The 14,563-nt window shown below is 60.9% G+C and carries 11 protein-coding genes and 2 tRNA genes; 9 read left to right on the plus strand and 4 right to left on the minus strand.

Annotated elements, in window-relative coordinates:
* Window positions 1–88: 88 nt before the first annotated feature.
* Window positions 89–418, plus strand: a complete 330-nt coding sequence (gene fdxA, locus CTATCC11996_RS20990; RefSeq protein ID WP_003053491.1) for a ferredoxin FdxA — start codon at window positions 89–91, stop codon at window positions 416–418.
* A gap of 36 nt (window positions 419–454) precedes the next feature.
* Entirely contained in the window at window positions 455–1,522 is a 1,068-nt protein-coding gene (locus CTATCC11996_RS20995) for an NAD(P)/FAD-dependent oxidoreductase (protein WP_042438059.1), read from the plus strand.
* 136 nt (window positions 1,523–1,658) lie between these two features.
* On the opposite strand, the gene CTATCC11996_RS21000 is transcribed toward CTATCC11996_RS20995, so the two are convergent.
* Entirely contained in the window at window positions 1,659–3,149 is a 1,491-nt protein-coding gene (locus CTATCC11996_RS21000; RefSeq protein ID WP_003080181.1) for a nucleobase:cation symporter-2 family protein, read from the minus strand.
* Window positions 3,150–3,680: 531 nt separating this feature from the next.
* A complete protein-coding gene (def, locus tag CTATCC11996_RS21010) occupies window positions 3,681–4,220 on the minus strand; it encodes a peptide deformylase (protein ID WP_003080185.1) in 540 nt (179 codons plus the stop codon).
* A 180-nt stretch (window positions 4,221–4,400) separates the two neighbouring features.
* On the opposite strand from def, the gene CTATCC11996_RS21015 reads away from it, so the two are divergent.
* Window positions 4,401–4,476: transfer RNA gene (locus CTATCC11996_RS21015), tRNA-Asn, on the plus strand.
* Between the two features lie 48 nt (window positions 4,477–4,524).
* Window positions 4,525–4,600, plus strand: a tRNA-Asn gene (locus CTATCC11996_RS21020).
* 45 nt (window positions 4,601–4,645) lie between these two features.
* Here CTATCC11996_RS21020 and CTATCC11996_RS21025 read toward each other — a convergent pair.
* Both CTATCC11996_RS21025 and CTATCC11996_RS21030 read right to left on the minus strand, forming a co-directional pair.
* A complete protein-coding gene (locus tag CTATCC11996_RS21025) occupies window positions 4,646–4,960 on the minus strand; it encodes a hypothetical protein (RefSeq protein ID WP_003080190.1) in 315 nt (104 codons plus the stop codon).
* Window positions 4,961–5,499: 539 nt separating this feature from the next.
* Window positions 5,500–6,786 (minus strand): TIGR03862 family flavoprotein, encoded by a 1,287-nt coding sequence (locus CTATCC11996_RS21030; RefSeq protein WP_003080192.1) that lies wholly within the window; start codon window positions 6,784–6,786, stop codon window positions 5,500–5,502.
* A 213-nt stretch (window positions 6,787–6,999) separates the two neighbouring features.
* Here CTATCC11996_RS21030 and trxA point away from each other — a divergent pair, with 213 nt between their 5' ends.
* The 5 genes from trxA (at window position 7,000) to rbbA (ending at window position 14,448) form a co-directional block, all read left to right on the plus strand.
* Complete coding sequence (trxA, locus tag CTATCC11996_RS21035) at window positions 7,000–7,329, plus strand: thioredoxin TrxA (RefSeq protein WP_003053480.1); 330 nt, start codon at window positions 7,000–7,002, stop codon at window positions 7,327–7,329.
* 283 nt (window positions 7,330–7,612) lie between these two features.
* Window positions 7,613–8,875: a transcription termination factor Rho gene (gene rho, locus CTATCC11996_RS21040; RefSeq protein ID WP_003053478.1), complete on the plus strand. Its 1,263-nt coding sequence runs from the start codon at window positions 7,613–7,615 to the stop codon at window positions 8,873–8,875.
* Between the two features lie 232 nt (window positions 8,876–9,107).
* Window positions 9,108–10,550: an efflux transporter outer membrane subunit gene (locus CTATCC11996_RS21045; protein WP_003080194.1), complete on the plus strand. Its 1,443-nt coding sequence runs from the start codon at window positions 9,108–9,110 to the stop codon at window positions 10,548–10,550.
* A gap of 11 nt (window positions 10,551–10,561) precedes the next feature.
* On the plus strand, window positions 10,562–11,641 hold the full coding sequence (locus tag CTATCC11996_RS21050; RefSeq protein WP_034349941.1) for an HlyD family secretion protein: 1,080 nt from the start codon (window positions 10,562–10,564) through the stop codon (window positions 11,639–11,641).
* A gap of 20 nt (window positions 11,642–11,661) precedes the next feature.
* Entirely contained in the window at window positions 11,662–14,448 is a 2,787-nt protein-coding gene (gene rbbA / locus CTATCC11996_RS21055; RefSeq protein ID WP_034349887.1) for a ribosome-associated ATPase/putative transporter RbbA, read from the plus strand.
* The last annotated feature ends 115 nt before the right edge of the window (window positions 14,449–14,563 follow it).

Raw genomic sequence — 14,563 nt, forward strand, 5'->3', positions numbered from 1 at the left:
GCCTTATCCAGCCTGGCACTGGCGCTGCGCGGGAAAAAACCTAAAATCACGGGGTTTTACCAATCCCCACCCAAGAAGAAGATTCTCAATGACTCACGTCGTTACCGAAAACTGCATCAAGTGCAAGTACACCGATTGCGTGGACGTTTGCCCCGTGGACTGCTTCCGTGAAGGCCCCAACTTTCTGGTGATCGATCCCGATGAATGCATCGACTGTGCCGTCTGCATTCCCGAGTGCCCGGCCAATGCCATCTTTGCCGAAGAAGATGTGCCTGCCGATCAACTGGCCTTCATCAAGCTGAACGTGGATCTGTCCCAGCTCAAGAGCTGGAAGAGCATCACCAAGCGCAAGGCTTCGCTGCCCGACGCCGACGAGTGGAATGGCAAGCCGAACAAAGTGGATTTGCTGGAGCGCTAAGCCAGTCTGGGCGCGGACTGCGCTACGCTTGCCTGCATGAGCCTGTCCAACGCAACGACCAACGCTTCCCTCTCGCTACAACCCGCCGTGGAAACCGACGCCATCATCATTGGCGCAGGTCCGGCGGGTTTGTTTCAGGCCTTCCAGCTTGGCCTGCAGGGCATTCAAGCCCATTTGATCGATGCCCTGCCCCATGTGGGCGGCCAGTGCAGCCAGCTCTACGCGCACAAGCCCATCTACGACATTCCCGGCATTCCCGTCTGCACGGGCCTGGAGCTGGTGCAACTGCTGGAAAAGCAGATCGCCCCCATGCAGGTGGTCCGCCATCTGTCCCAGCAAGTACAGACTCTGCAAGCCCTTGACGACGGGCGCTGGCAGGTCGGCACCACGGCAGGAGCGCTGTTCCACACCCGCACCGTCTTCATTGCCGCAGGCGTTGGCGCGTTCGTGCCCAAGGCCCTCAAGGCACCGGGTGTGGATGAACTCGGCACGGGCCAGTTGCACTATCACCCGCAGCAGCTGGATATGGCCGCAGGCCGCCAGGTGCTGGTCTATGGCGGCGATGAGGAAGCCGTAGCAGCTGCCATTGCCTGCAGTTCAAGCGCGGCCAGAACCGTTCTCATGCATCGCCGTGACAGCTTCAATGCCGAGCCTGCGCAACTGGCTAAGCTGAAGCAACTGCGCGAATCTGGCGCTGTCGAAGTGCTGATCGGCCAGATCACCGAAGTGCGGCACGGCGACGGCCGACTGCAGGCCGTGCAATGGATGGATGGCGAAGGCGACGAACATACGCGGCCTGTCGAACAGTTGCTGGTCTACCAGGGCATTTCACCCAAGCTGGGTCCTTTGACGGACTGGGGCCTGGCGCTGGAGCGCAAGCAACTGGCGGTGGATCCGGCAACGCTTGCCACCAGCGCCCCGGGAATCTATGCCATCGGCGACATCGTCAGCTACAGCGGCAAGAAACGGCTGATCCTCTGCGCCTTTCATGAGGCCACCATGGCCGCGTTTGCAGCCGCCGAATATCTGCAAGGCAGCAAGCCCTTGCTCGAATACACGACAACCAGCGCGCGCCTGCATGCCATCTTGGGCGTGTCTCACTGAAGGGCCGCCGATGTCCTGCCCCGGACTCCTTGAAGTCAGCAGCTTTTGAGCCTGGCATAAAAAAACCGCTATCCCTCGGGATAGCGGTGTAAATCACGACGGGGTCAGACCCCACCGCGCGCACTTTGATCTCGGCTCAGTGGCCATGTGCCGGCTTGACCGGAATGATGGGCACTTCCTTGCCTTCCTTGTCGTAGACCTTGCCACCTTCGACGCGGTCGCCATCGGCCAGGGCTTCCAGCACATGCTGACTCAGAGCGCGGCCATAGCCGGCTTCAAAGACGGAAGGCTGATCGGAATTGCCTTGCTTGAAGTGGTTGTAGAGCAGGTTCAGGGTCACGGCAACCAGGGCCGTTGCGCTGATGCCCGAGTGAAAGATCGTGGCAAACCATGCGGGGAACTGGTCATAGAACTTGGGTGCCACCACTGGCAGCAGACCCGCGCTCACCGAGGTGGCAACAATGATCAGATTCATATTGTTGTTGTATTCCACCTTGGCCAGGGTACGGATGCCGCTGGCAGCCACGGTACCGAACAGCACCAGACCGGCACCGCCCAGCACGGACGGAGGTACGCAGGCCACGATGCGGCCCATCACCGGCAGCACGCCAAACACGATCAGGATCAGGCCGGAGAAAGCCACCACGAAGCGGCTCTTGATGCCGGTCACGGCCACCAGACCCACGTTCTGCGCAAAAGCGCTTTGTGTGAAGCCGCCGAAGATGGGAGCCACGATGCTGGAGAGCATGTCGGCGCGCAGACCATCACCCAGACGGCGACCGTCCACAGGGCTGTCCACGATTTCGCCCACGGCCAGCACGTCGGCCGAGGTTTCCACCAGGATCACCAGAATCACGATGAACATGGAGATGGTGGCCGCCATGTCGAAAGTGGGCCAGCCGAAATGCAAAGGTGTGGGCACCGCAAAAATGGGGCCGTTGAACACCTGCGAGAAATCGGCCCTGCCGATGAAGACGGCCGTGATGGTGCCCACCACGATCGCCACCAGAATCGACAGGCGCGACAGCATGGCATTGCCCAGCTTGCTGAACAGCAGCACCATGAACAGCGACAGACCGGCCAGACCGATATTGCCCATGCTGCCGTAATCAGCAGACTTGGCATTGCCGCCCATGGCCCAATGCGCAGCCACAGGCATCAGCGACATGCCGATCACCGTGATCACGCAGCCATTGACCAACGGCGGGAAAAATTTGGTGATGCGCGAAAAAACCGGCGCAATGATCAGACCCAGTACCGAGGCGTACATGACAGCCCCCAGCACGCCCTGCATGCCGCCACCGGTGTGCAGGATGCTGACCATGGTGGCCACGCCTGCGAATGAAACGCCTTGAACCAGAGGCAGACGACAGCCGAAGAAAGGGATGCCCAGCGTCTGCAGCAAGGTTGCCACACCACCCATGAACAGGCAGGCGGTCACCAGCAGACCGGCATCGGCAGCGGACATGCCAGCCGCTTCAGCCACGATCAGAGGCACCGCCACGATGCCGCCGTACATGGTCAACACATGTTGCAAGCCATACATGAGGTTGGCGGTGACGCCAAGATTCTCATCCTCGGGGCGCTTGACGGCCGCATCCCTGGATGCTCCGGTCTGATCGTTCATCTTTGTCTCCTAAATTACCTACTCACCAAGGCTCTAGAGGCCTTTCGCTCTGTCTGGTCGACTTGCAGCAACTCTTTCGGCAGCGATCTTTTCCAATCGCCCCAGCGAGGCCTTGTGCTGCAGCCAGTCGCTCTTCTGCGAGAGCGATCCGACCTATAGAAAAGAGCAAACCACTCTTTCATTCACCCAAGTCAGTCTTTCAATCTCCTTTGATTGCATGACATCCGCCGGACGGACTATTCCATTACGCAATCAAAGCCATACCCAGAAGGGCATGAGTCGAGACTGTACGTTGCCAGGACACCAAAATTGTCTACAGTTTTGTATACAAAGTGCTGACCAGAACCTTTCCAAAGCAAAAAGGAACACTCATTGGCTGCGATCAGGCACTGGAAATTGACACAGATCACGTCCATCGCGGCTTCCATGCCCTCCATAAAGAACAAAAGGATGCAAGACACATTCCCCGTTGTGTCTTGCATCCAGTAGAGAAGAGTAAAAAGAGACCTGGAGCGCTTGTCAGTGCGCCGATCAGTCTTCCTCGGCCTGAGCGATGCCGGGAAACAGCACATCGGTAAAGCCGAAACGACTGAAATCGCGCACCCTCATCGGATAGAGCTTGCCCCAGAGGTGGTCGCACTCATGCTGGACCACGCGCGCGTGAAAGCCCTCGACCGTGCGGTCGATCGGGTCGCCGTAGATATCAAAGCCGGTGTAGCGCACCTTGTTCCAGCGTGGCACCATGGCCCGCAGGCCGGGAACAGACAGGCAACCTTCCCAGTCCAGCTGCTCCTCTTCACCGATGGGTGTGATGACTGGATTGATCAGCACGGTGCGGGGCACTATGGGGGCATCCGGATAACGAGGGTTGGGTTCACCCGAGCCAAACACCACCATCTGCAAATCCTCACCGATCTGCGGCGCCGCCAAGCCGGCACCGTTGGCAGCATGCATGGTGTCCAGCAAATCCTTGAGAAGCAGATGCAGTGCATCCGTATCAAATTCAGTCACCGGCTTGGCAAGCTTCAGCAGACGGGGATCACCCATCTTCAAAATGGTACGTACAGTCATATATCAATACGGCGTGCAGCAACCACCGGGTCACCGCACTGTTCAATCATCAAAAGCATAGCGCCGCCGCCAATCCACGTGAACGGTGCGGCCTGTTCGGGTATCAGGCACAGAGAATTTAATGAAATTGTGATGAACTTCCTGCGAGCTCATTTTTACACCCTATAATCTAGGTCTTCTTCCTCAATAGCTCAGTCGGTAGAGCGCCGGACTGTTAATCCGTAGGTCCCTGGTTCGAGCCCAGGTTGAGGAGCCAAAGTAATTTCGATGCTTTGCGGTATATCAAAGCATCACACCGACATATTCCTCAATAGCTCAGTCGGTAGAGCGCCGGACTGTTAATCCGTAGGTCCCTGGTTCGAGCCCAGGTTGAGGAGCCATTCAAAAGCCTGTATGCATGCATACAGGCTTTTTCTTTTGCCTGCTCAGGCAGCCCTCACCACGCCCACCGAAGCACCCACGGGCGGCGCATCTACGGCAACTGCCTTGTGTGCAGAGTGAGGGACATAGGGATAGTGATGCGGCACCACGGGAACATGCTGCTCGCCCTGCTCCCAGGCTCGCAATTCATCTTCCAGTCGAGCAGCACGTTCGGCATACATCTGAGCGGAGGACTGGTAGTACTCCGCCGCGATAGTGTGCTCCAGAACAGCCATGCGCGCCTCCTGCAGATAGGCACGCGTGCGGCGGATATAGCGCGGTTCGGAACGTCCAAAACCGAAGATCTTGCCGAAAAACATGACCAACCTCCTTTTCCGGTAACAACGCAAATCCGTCACGACTCCTCAACCGATGGAGCAATGTTGCCAGCGTAATGTCTCAGGTTCAAGACATCTGTCCCACAGCAAGAGTTCGCCTCGTAGGAGGGGTGCCCGCCACTTGTGGCCGCCCACTCAAAGCCGGTTCCAGACAGGGCTTGAGATACAGCCTTCCCGTCACAAAGCCCAGCTCAAGAATCAATCAGACACATTGTTCGGGTATTTCCGCCCCCACATCGCCCGGCGATCAAGGGTTTGTCCCTGGGATTGAGGATCTTCACTACAGCCACGCACCAGAACCCAGCCCGATGCCGACCAGTCAACCCCTCCCAGGGCTTGCTCGGCGACTCAGGCGGGAGCAAGCACGCAGGACTGCATCGCCGCGAGCCACGAACCTCGAGTTGCCGCCAACCCCAGCCCGCCTATGCGCTGAGGCAGGCAAGAGCACCCGCCGTCAAGACGGGATCACCCCAGAATTCAATGCAGCGTCTGCGCAGCACACACAAGCACAAGCTCGCGAGTCAGTTGCCCTGCAGGAAGCTCAGCACCCCTTCGGCCACATGAACACCAGAGGACATACAGGCCGTGAGCAGATAACCACCCGTGGGGGCCTCCCAGTCCAGCATTTCTCCCGCACAGAAGACACCAGGCAGGGCGGCACACATCCCCCGTGCGTCCAGAGCCTCCAGACGAACTCCGCCTGCAGTGCTGATGGCCTCATCGATGGGGCGCGGTGCGATCACCGTCAAAGGCACCGTCTTGATCGTGGATGCCAGGCGCTTCATGTCCGCCATGCCATCCTTGCCGAGCACCTCATACAGCAAACCCGCCTTGATGCCATCAAGGCCCAAGCGCCCTTTGAGATGACTGCTGAGGCTGCGCGAGCCGCGCGGCCGCATCACCTCCTGCTGAACACGCTCCGCACTCCACTGCGGCAACAGATCCAGCTCGAAGCGCGCAGCGCCCTGGCGGGCAATGCAGTCCCGCAACAGGGAGGAGACAGCATAGATCAGGCTCCCCTCCACCCCGGTCTGCGTTGCAACAAATTCACCTTGACGCTCAAAGACGGCACCTTGCTCGTCCATAAACTTCAAAACCACCGATTTGAATGGCTGCCCGGCAAAGCGCTGAGCAAAGACCTCACTCCAGCCAGCTTCACGCCCTTGCTGCCAGCCCACATCAAAGCCGCAGTTGGCCGCCTGCAGCGGGGCAATGCCTACCCCCTTGTCCTGCAGCAACGAAACCCAAGCACCGTCCGAACCCAGACGCGCCCAGCTGCCTCCGCCTGTTGCCAGCACCAAAGCCTTGCAGCCAATCTTGACTCTGGCATCCTCTGTCTGGAGAACCGGCTTGCCATCCTCTGCCCAGCCGATCCAGCGATGGCGCATATGAAACTGCACGCCCTGCGACTTCATCCGCACCAGCCAGGCACGCAGCAGCGGCGCCGCCTTCATGTCTGCAGGGAACACTCTTCCGGATGACCCCACAAAGGTATCGAAGCCCAGCTCTTTGACCCAGGCCTGAAGCTCGCTCGCACCCCACTTTTCGAGCCACGGAGTCAAATCTGCAGAGCGGCCGCCATAGCGGGTCACAAAGCTCGAAAACTCCTCGGAGTGCGTAAGGTTGAGACCGCCCTTGCCGGCCATGAGGAATTTGCGAGCCGCCGAGGCTTTCGCCTCGAACACCCTGACCGACAAGCCGGCCTTCGCCAATTGCTCGGCCGCCATCAAGCCTGCAGGCCCGGCACCGATCACAGCCACATCACAGACCCATTCGGAATCGGCCATCAAGGGCTCCGAGACACTCATACTTCTACCACCTCAATCTGCTGGCAGCCACCGGCCGCCAAAGGGTGCGCAGAATACCACCGACGGCATTTCTGCAATATTGCGGGCACTATTAGCGCGATAGCTGCAAACAACCAGCCACACACAGAGACGGGAGATGAGTTTCTGTCACAATCAACTCACTAGGCGATTAGACCGCCTACTTTTTTGATTCAAGAAAATCCAGGACTACAAATGGCCAGCGAATTGATCAAGCACATCACGGATGCAAGCTTTGAGTCTGACGTACTGCAACCCGGCACGACCGTGCTGGTGGATTACTGGGCTGAATGGTGCGGCCCTTGCAAGATGATCGCCCCCATCTTGGACGATGTGGCCGAAGGCTACAAAGGCAAGGTGCAGATCGCCAAGATGAATGTGGACGAAAACCGTGAGATCCCTGCCAAGTTCGGCATTCGCGGCATTCCCACGCTGATGTTGTTCAAGGACGGTCAGCTGGCCGCCACCAAGGTCGGCGCGCTGAACAAGACGCAACTGTCCGCCTTCCTCGACCAGCACATCTGATGCATTCCACAAACAGAGCTCCCAATGGAGCTCTGTTTGCTTCTGGGCACCCGCTCCCCCTTCATTTGCATCTGCTACAGACCCGGCACAGGCTGCAGATGACAAGTCCTCAATAAATTGCTTGCAAGCTGCGCCAGTTTTCCTGTCATAATGTATGAACCGCCGGCCACCGCATGGGACCGCGCTGGATTTTCTTCAGGCAAGCCTGCCCACTTTCACAGTGTTTCGTTAGGCTCTACGCCTCCCCCCCTGGTTATTCTCACTCCACGCTTGGAGTCATTTCATGCACCTTAATGAACTCAAGGCACTGCACGTGTCTGAAGTCTTGAAGCAGGCCGAAGCGCTTGAGATCGAAAACGTCGGTCGCATGCGCAAGCAGGAACTGATGTTCGCCATCATCAAAAAGCGCGCCAAGGCCGGTGAACAGGTCTTCGCCGACGGCGTGCTGGAAATCCTGCCCGATGGCTTCGGCTTCCTGCGTAGCCCCGATACCAGCTACACCGCCAGCACCGACGATATCTACATCTCGCCCAGCCAGGTGCGCCGCTTCAACCTGCACACCGGCGACATGATCGAAGGAGAAGTGCGCATCCCCAAGGATGGCGAGCGCTACTTCGCACTGACCAAGCTCGACAAGGTCAACGGCGGCCCACCCGAGCAAAACAAGCACAAGGTGCTGTTTGAGAATCTGACCCCTCTGTTCCCCAAGGAGCAGATGCGCCTTGAGCGCGACATCAAGGGCGAAGAAAACATCACCGGCCGCATCATCGACATCATCGCCCCCATCGGCCGCGGCCAGCGCGCGCTGATCGTGGCACCGCCCAAGAGCGGCAAGACCATGATGATGCAAAGCATTGCACACGCCATCACCGCCAACCACCCCGATGTGCACCTGATGGTGCTGCTGGTGGACGAGCGCCCTGAAGAAGTGACGGAAATGCAGCGCTCGGTCAAGGGCGAAATCATTGCCTCGACCTTCGACGAGCCAGCTACCCGTCACGTGCACGTGGCCGAAATGGTGATCGAGCGCGCCAAGCGCCTGGTGGAGCTGGGCAAGGATGTGGTCATCCTGCTGGACTCCATCACCCGCCTGGCCCGCGCCTACAACAACGTCGTGCCCTCGTCGGGCAAGGTGCTGTCGGGCGGTGTGGACTCCAACGCACTGCAGCGCCCCAAGCGCTTCTTCGGCGCGGCCCGCAATGTGGAAGAAGGCGGCTCGCTGACCATCATCGCCACGGCACTGGTCGACACCGGCAGCCGCATGGACGAAGTGATCTTTGAAGAATTCAAGGGCACCGGCAACAGCGAACTGCACCTGAACCGTCGCCTGTACGAAAAGCGCGTGTTCCCAGCCATCGAACTCACCAAGAGCGGTACACGCCGCGAAGAGCTGCTGCTGGCTCCCGAGATTCTGCAAAAGACCCGCATCTTGCGCCAGTTCATGTACAACATGGACGAGATCGAGTCCATGGAGCTGATGATCAAGAACATGAAGGCGACCAAAAACAATGTCGAATTCTTCGACATGATGCGTCGCGGCGGCTAAGGCCTCTTCGTGCATCGAAACAACAAAGCCCCGCCTCGCGGGGCTTTGTTGTTTCTGGCGCTTGACGCCATTAATTGACATAGCTCAAACTGACTTGCAAGCCGTCCTTCAATACTAGGGATACACATCTATACAAATCTTGCGATAACCGGAAGCCAAAAGCTTGCAAGTCGCAGGTTCTGCATTCATGGCCCCTTCAGCAAATCGCACACCACCCTACAACACCACACCGATGCGCCTGCTGGCAGCCGCCACATTGCTGACAGCGCTGGCAGCCTGCAGCCCGACGGTGCCGATTCTGCAGCCACAGGCCCAGGCCAGGCTACCGGACAAGTGGCCTCAGGAATGGACCAAAAAACAAGAGGGCGCTGCGCCAGCACATACGGCATCGATTGCCTGGCAAGACTTCTACCTTGACCGAAACCTGCAGGAGCTGATTGGCGCAGCTCTTGCCCACAATCAGGACCAGCGCCTCGCGTTGCTGCGTGTGCAGGAGGCCCAGGCCGCCTATGACATACAGAGTGCTGCGCGACTGCCGACGATCGGCCTGGGCAGCAGTCATGGCAGAGCACGTGTTCCCGCCGACCTCAACGCCAGCGGCCGCTCCGTCGTCGCCGGCGATCAGCAAGTGTTTGTCGGCCTCAACAGCTGGGAGCTCGATCTCTGGGGCCGTGTCAAAAGCCTCAGCGAGGCCGCTTTAGGCAATTATCTGGCGCTGGATGCCACGCAGCATGCGGTTCAATCCAGTCTCGTCAAGCAGGTAGCGCTGAGCTATCTGGCTCTGCGCAGTCTGGATGAGCGCCTGGCCCTGACCCAGCGCACGATTGCCAGCCGCGAGGAATCGCTGCGCATCTTCAAGCGCCGCACCGAGGTGGGCTCCACTTCACGCTATGCGCTCACGCAGGTGCAGACTCTGGTTCACCAGGCCAAGGCTATAGGCACCCAGCTGGCACAGCAGCGGGCGCTGCAGGCCAATGCACTGCAGCAGCTCACGGGCATGGATGCAGACCGCTTGCCGCAAAGCAGCTCCACCGCAGTGATCCTGAAACCCATTCCCGAAGGCCTGCCGTCCGATCTGCTGACACAGCGCCCCGACATCATTGCCGCCGAGTACGGCCTGCAGGCCGCCAAGGCCAATGTATCTGCCGCGCGCGCTGCGTTTTTGCCTCGCATCGCCCTGACCGGCAGCTGGGGCACGGCCAGCGCGGAGCTCGACGGCCTGTTCAGAAGCGGCAGCCGTGCCTGGCAGTTTGCTCCCACGATTTCGCTGCCGATCTTTGATGGCGGCCAGCGCCAGGCCAACCTGAATCTGCAGGCCGTGCGACAGAGCATGGCGGTCGTCCAGTACGAAAAAACCATAGAGACAGCAATGCGCGAAGTGCTGGACGCACTGTCCAGCCGCACCATGCTCGAGCAGCAGCTCGTGGTGCTGACCGATCAGCGCGCAGCACTCAAGGAACGCGCCCGACTGGCCCGGCTGCGCTATGACCAGGGAGCCTCGCCCTATCTCGATGTGCTGGATGCCGAACGCGACCTGCTGAGCGCCGAGCAGCAACTGGTTCAGGGCCGCGAGGCCCTGCTGTCCACCCAGGTCGCTCTGTATGCCGCTTTGGGTGGAGGCTACTTTGCTCAAGGCCAGAGCAGCGCTCCCACCCCTGCCGCCCTCCAACCTTGACCAGCGAATCCATGTCCATGAACAAGAAATTGACCATCGCCGCGCTCATCGTTGCCGCCGCCGCCCTGGGCGCCTATGGCTGGCAGCAATGGCGCAGCGCACAGGCATCCGAAGGCTTGGTCAGCGGCAACGGCCGCATCGAAGCCACCGAAATCGACGTCGCCACCAAATACGCCGGCCGCATCGCTGAAATCCTGGTGCAGGAAGGCGAGTTCGTGAAAGCCGGTCAGCCACTGGCGCGCATGCAGATCGAAAGCCTGCAGGCTCAGCAGCGTGAAGCCATCGCCGGTCGTGAGCGCGCCTCTCATGCGGTGGCCTCGGCTCGCGCCGAAATCGCGCTGCGCGAAAGCCAGTACGCCGCCACCATGGCCACGGTGGCCCAGCGCGAAGCCGAGCTGGATGCGGCGCTGCGCCGCGTCAAGCGCTCCGAGACACTGGCACGCGAAGGTGCTTCGTCGGAGCAGGAGCTGGACGACGACCGGGCGCGTGTGCGTGGCGCCCAGGCCGCGCTCAAGGCCGCCCAGGCCCAGGCCACGGCCGCCAAGGCAGCGATCGACGCGGCCAAGGCCCAGACCATTGGTGCGGAATCGGCGGTGACGGCCGCCGCCGCCACCGTCCAGCGCATCGATGCCGATGTGAAAGACAGCGAACTCACCGCCCCGCGCGATGGCCGCGTGCAATACCGGCTGGCCCAGCCCGGCGAGGTGATCGGCGCCGGCGGCAAGGTGCTGAACATGGTGGATGTCTCGGATGTCTACATCAGCTTCTTCCTGCCCGAGACCGTGGCTGGCCGAGTGGCCCTTGGCACCGAGGTGCGCATCGTGCTGGATGCGGCTCCGCAATATGTGATCCCGGCTCAGGTGTCCTTTGTCGCCAGCACCGCCCAGTTCACGCCCAAGACCGTGGAAACGGCCAGCGAAAGACAGAAGCTGATGTTCCGCGTCAAGGCACGTATTGCACCGGATCTGCTGCAAAAGCACCTGACGCAAGTCAAGACAGGCCTGCCCGGCGTAGCCTGGATCAAGCTCGATAAAGAGCGCCAATGGCCGGCCAAGCTGGAGCTGCGCACCGGCGACGCTTCAGCCTCGTGAACGTTGCGACCCCATTTGCCATGACCCAGCATGTAGCCACCTTGCGCGATGTGACGCTCGCCTACGGCAAGACGCAGGCGCTGCGCGGACTGAGCCTGGAGATTCCTGCAGGCATCATGGTCGGCCTGATCGGCCCTGACGGCGTGGGCAAGTCAAGCCTGTTGTCTTTGATTGCCGGCGCGCGCGCCCTGCAGGGCGGCGAGATACAGGTGCTTGGCGGCGACATGGGCAGCAAAAAGCACCGCGATGCCGTCTGCCCCCGCATTGCCTACATGCCTCAGGGCCTGGGCAAGAACCTCTACCCCACGCTGTCGGTGGAAGAGAATCTGCAGTTCTTCGGGCGCCTTTTCGGTCATGACGCGGCCGAGCGCCGGGCGCGCATCGACGATCTGACCCAGAGCACCGGACTGCAGAAATTCCTCTCCCGCCCAGCCGGCAAGCTCTCGGGCGGCATGAAGCAGAAGCTGGCGCTGTGCTGCGCCCTCATCCACGACCCCGACCTGCTGATTCTGGACGAGCCCACGACCGGCGTGGACCCGCTGGCGCGCGCGCAGTTCTGGGATCTGATCAACCGCATCCGCAGCCAGCGCCCGCAGATGAGCGTGATCGTGGCCACGGCCTATATGGACGAGGCCCAGCGCTTTGACTGGCTGGCGGCCATGGATGACGGCCTGATTCTGGCCACCGGCACCCCCGCCGAGCTGCTGGAGCGCACTGGCATGCCGGCGCTGGAGGCTGCCTTCATCGCCCTGCTGCCCGAGGAAAAAAAGCGCGGCCATGCCGCCGTGGTGATCCCGCCGCTGCAGACCAGCGATGACGACATCGCCATCGAGGCGCGTGATCTCACCATGCGCTTTGGCGACTTTGTGGCTGTGGACCATGTGAATTTCCGCATTCGTCGCGGCGAGATCTTCGGCTTTCTGGGCTCCAACGGCTGCGGCAAATCGACCACCATGAAGATGCTGACCGGGCTGCTGCCCGCCAGCGAGGGCGATGCCTGGCTGTTTGGCAAGAAGATCGATCCGCATGACGTGGCCACGCGCCGGCGCGTGGGCTATATGTCGCAGGCCTTCTCGCTCTACGGCGAGCTGACCGTGCTGCAGAACCTGGTGCTGCACGCCGAACTCTTCCACGTGGATCCGGCCGAGATCCCCGCGCGGGTCGAGGAGATGCTCACCCGCTTCGGGCTCACAGAAGTGCGCGAGACGCTGCCCGGCAATATCCCGCTGGGCATGCGCCAGCGCCTGTCGCTGGCCGTGGCCATGGTGCACAAGCCGGAGCTGCTGATTCTCGACGAGCCCACCTCGGGCGTGGACCCCGTGGCGCGCGACCAGTTCTGGCGCTTACTGATCGAGCTCTCGCGCCGCGACCGGGTGACGATCTTCATCTCCACGCACTTCATGAACGAGGCCGAGCGCTGCGACCGCATGTCCATGATGCATGCGGGCAAGGTGCTGGACAGCGACCGGCCCGCAGCCCTGACCGCCAAGCGCGGCGCGGCCACACTGGAGGAGGCCTTCATCGGCTATCTGGTGGAGGCCTCGGGCGAGGCAGCGCCCGTGCTTGATATTAAAAAAGAAGCTACTACCGCTGACTCAGCCTTATCCTCAGCATCAAAAGTATCTGATATCAATACAGATAAAGCGGAGCAAGCTCCTGTTTCAGAAGCACACAAAGGCCCTGGCTTCAGCCTGCAACGCCTGTGGAGCTATCTGTGGCGCGAGTCGCTGGAGCTGCAGCGCGATCCCGTGCGCGCCACGCTGGCCCTGGTGGGATCGCTGGTGCTGATGGTGGTGATCGGCTTCGGCATCAGCATGGACGTCGAAGACCTGAAGTTTGCCGTGCTGGACCGCGACCAGAGCACCATCAGCCAGAACTATGTGAACAACCTCGCAGGCTCGCGCTACTTCATTGAAATGCCGCCCATCCAGGACTATGCGGACCTGGACCGGCGCATGAAAAGCGGCGAACTGGCATTGGCCATCGAGATTCCACCCGGTTTTGGCCGTGATGTGCTGCGCGGCTCTAAGGTAGCCGTGGGCGCCTGGTTCGACGGCGCCATGCCCCAGCGCGGCGAGACCGTCAAAGGCTATGTCCAGGCCATGCACCAGCTCTGGCTGGCACAGCAGGCGCGCGAACGTCTGGGCGTGCAGCTAGTCAGCCAGGTCAGCCTGGAGACCCGCTTTCGCTACAACCCCGATGTGAAAAGCCTGCCCGCCATGGTGCCGGCCGTGATTCCGCTGCTGCTGATGATGCTGCCAGCCATGCTCACGGCCCTGGCCGTGGTGCGCGAAAAAGAGCTGGGCTCCATCGTGAACCTGTACGTCACTCCCGTGACCCGCACCGAGTTTCTGCTGGGCAAGCAGCTGCCCTATGTGGTGCTGGCCATGCTGAACTTCTTTCTGATGTGCGCCATGGCGGTATTCGTGTTCGGCGTGCCCATGACCGGCAGCTTCCCGCTGCTCGTCTTGGCCGCCCTGCTCTTCAGCGTCATTGCCACGGGCATGGGCCTGCTGGCCTCGGCCGTCACCAGCAGCCAGATTGCCGCCATGTTCTTTGCCATGCTGGGCACGCTGATCCCGGCCACGCAGTTCTCGGGGCTGACCGACCCGGTGTCCTCGCTGGAAGGCGCCGGTCGATGGATCGGCGAGATCTACCCGGCCACCTACATGTTCGCCATCAGCCGCGGCGTCTTCAACAAGGCGCTGGGCCTGCACGATCTGGCGCCGACCTTGGTGCCGCTGCTGATTGCCGTTCCCGTGATCATGGGCGTGGCCATCTGGGCTCTGCCCAAGCAGGAGAAATGATGAAGCTCCCCCTGAGTCGCTGCGCGCCTTCCCCCTCTCTCACTTCGTGGGAGGGTGACGACACCTTCGCTGCGGGGCGGCCCTTGCTCGGTGTCTCTGCGTTGGGCCTGCGCTT

This window comes from Comamonas testosteroni ATCC 11996, assembly GCF_000241525.1.
Taxonomy (GTDB): Bacteria; Pseudomonadota; Gammaproteobacteria; order Burkholderiales; family Burkholderiaceae_C; genus Comamonas; species Comamonas testosteroni.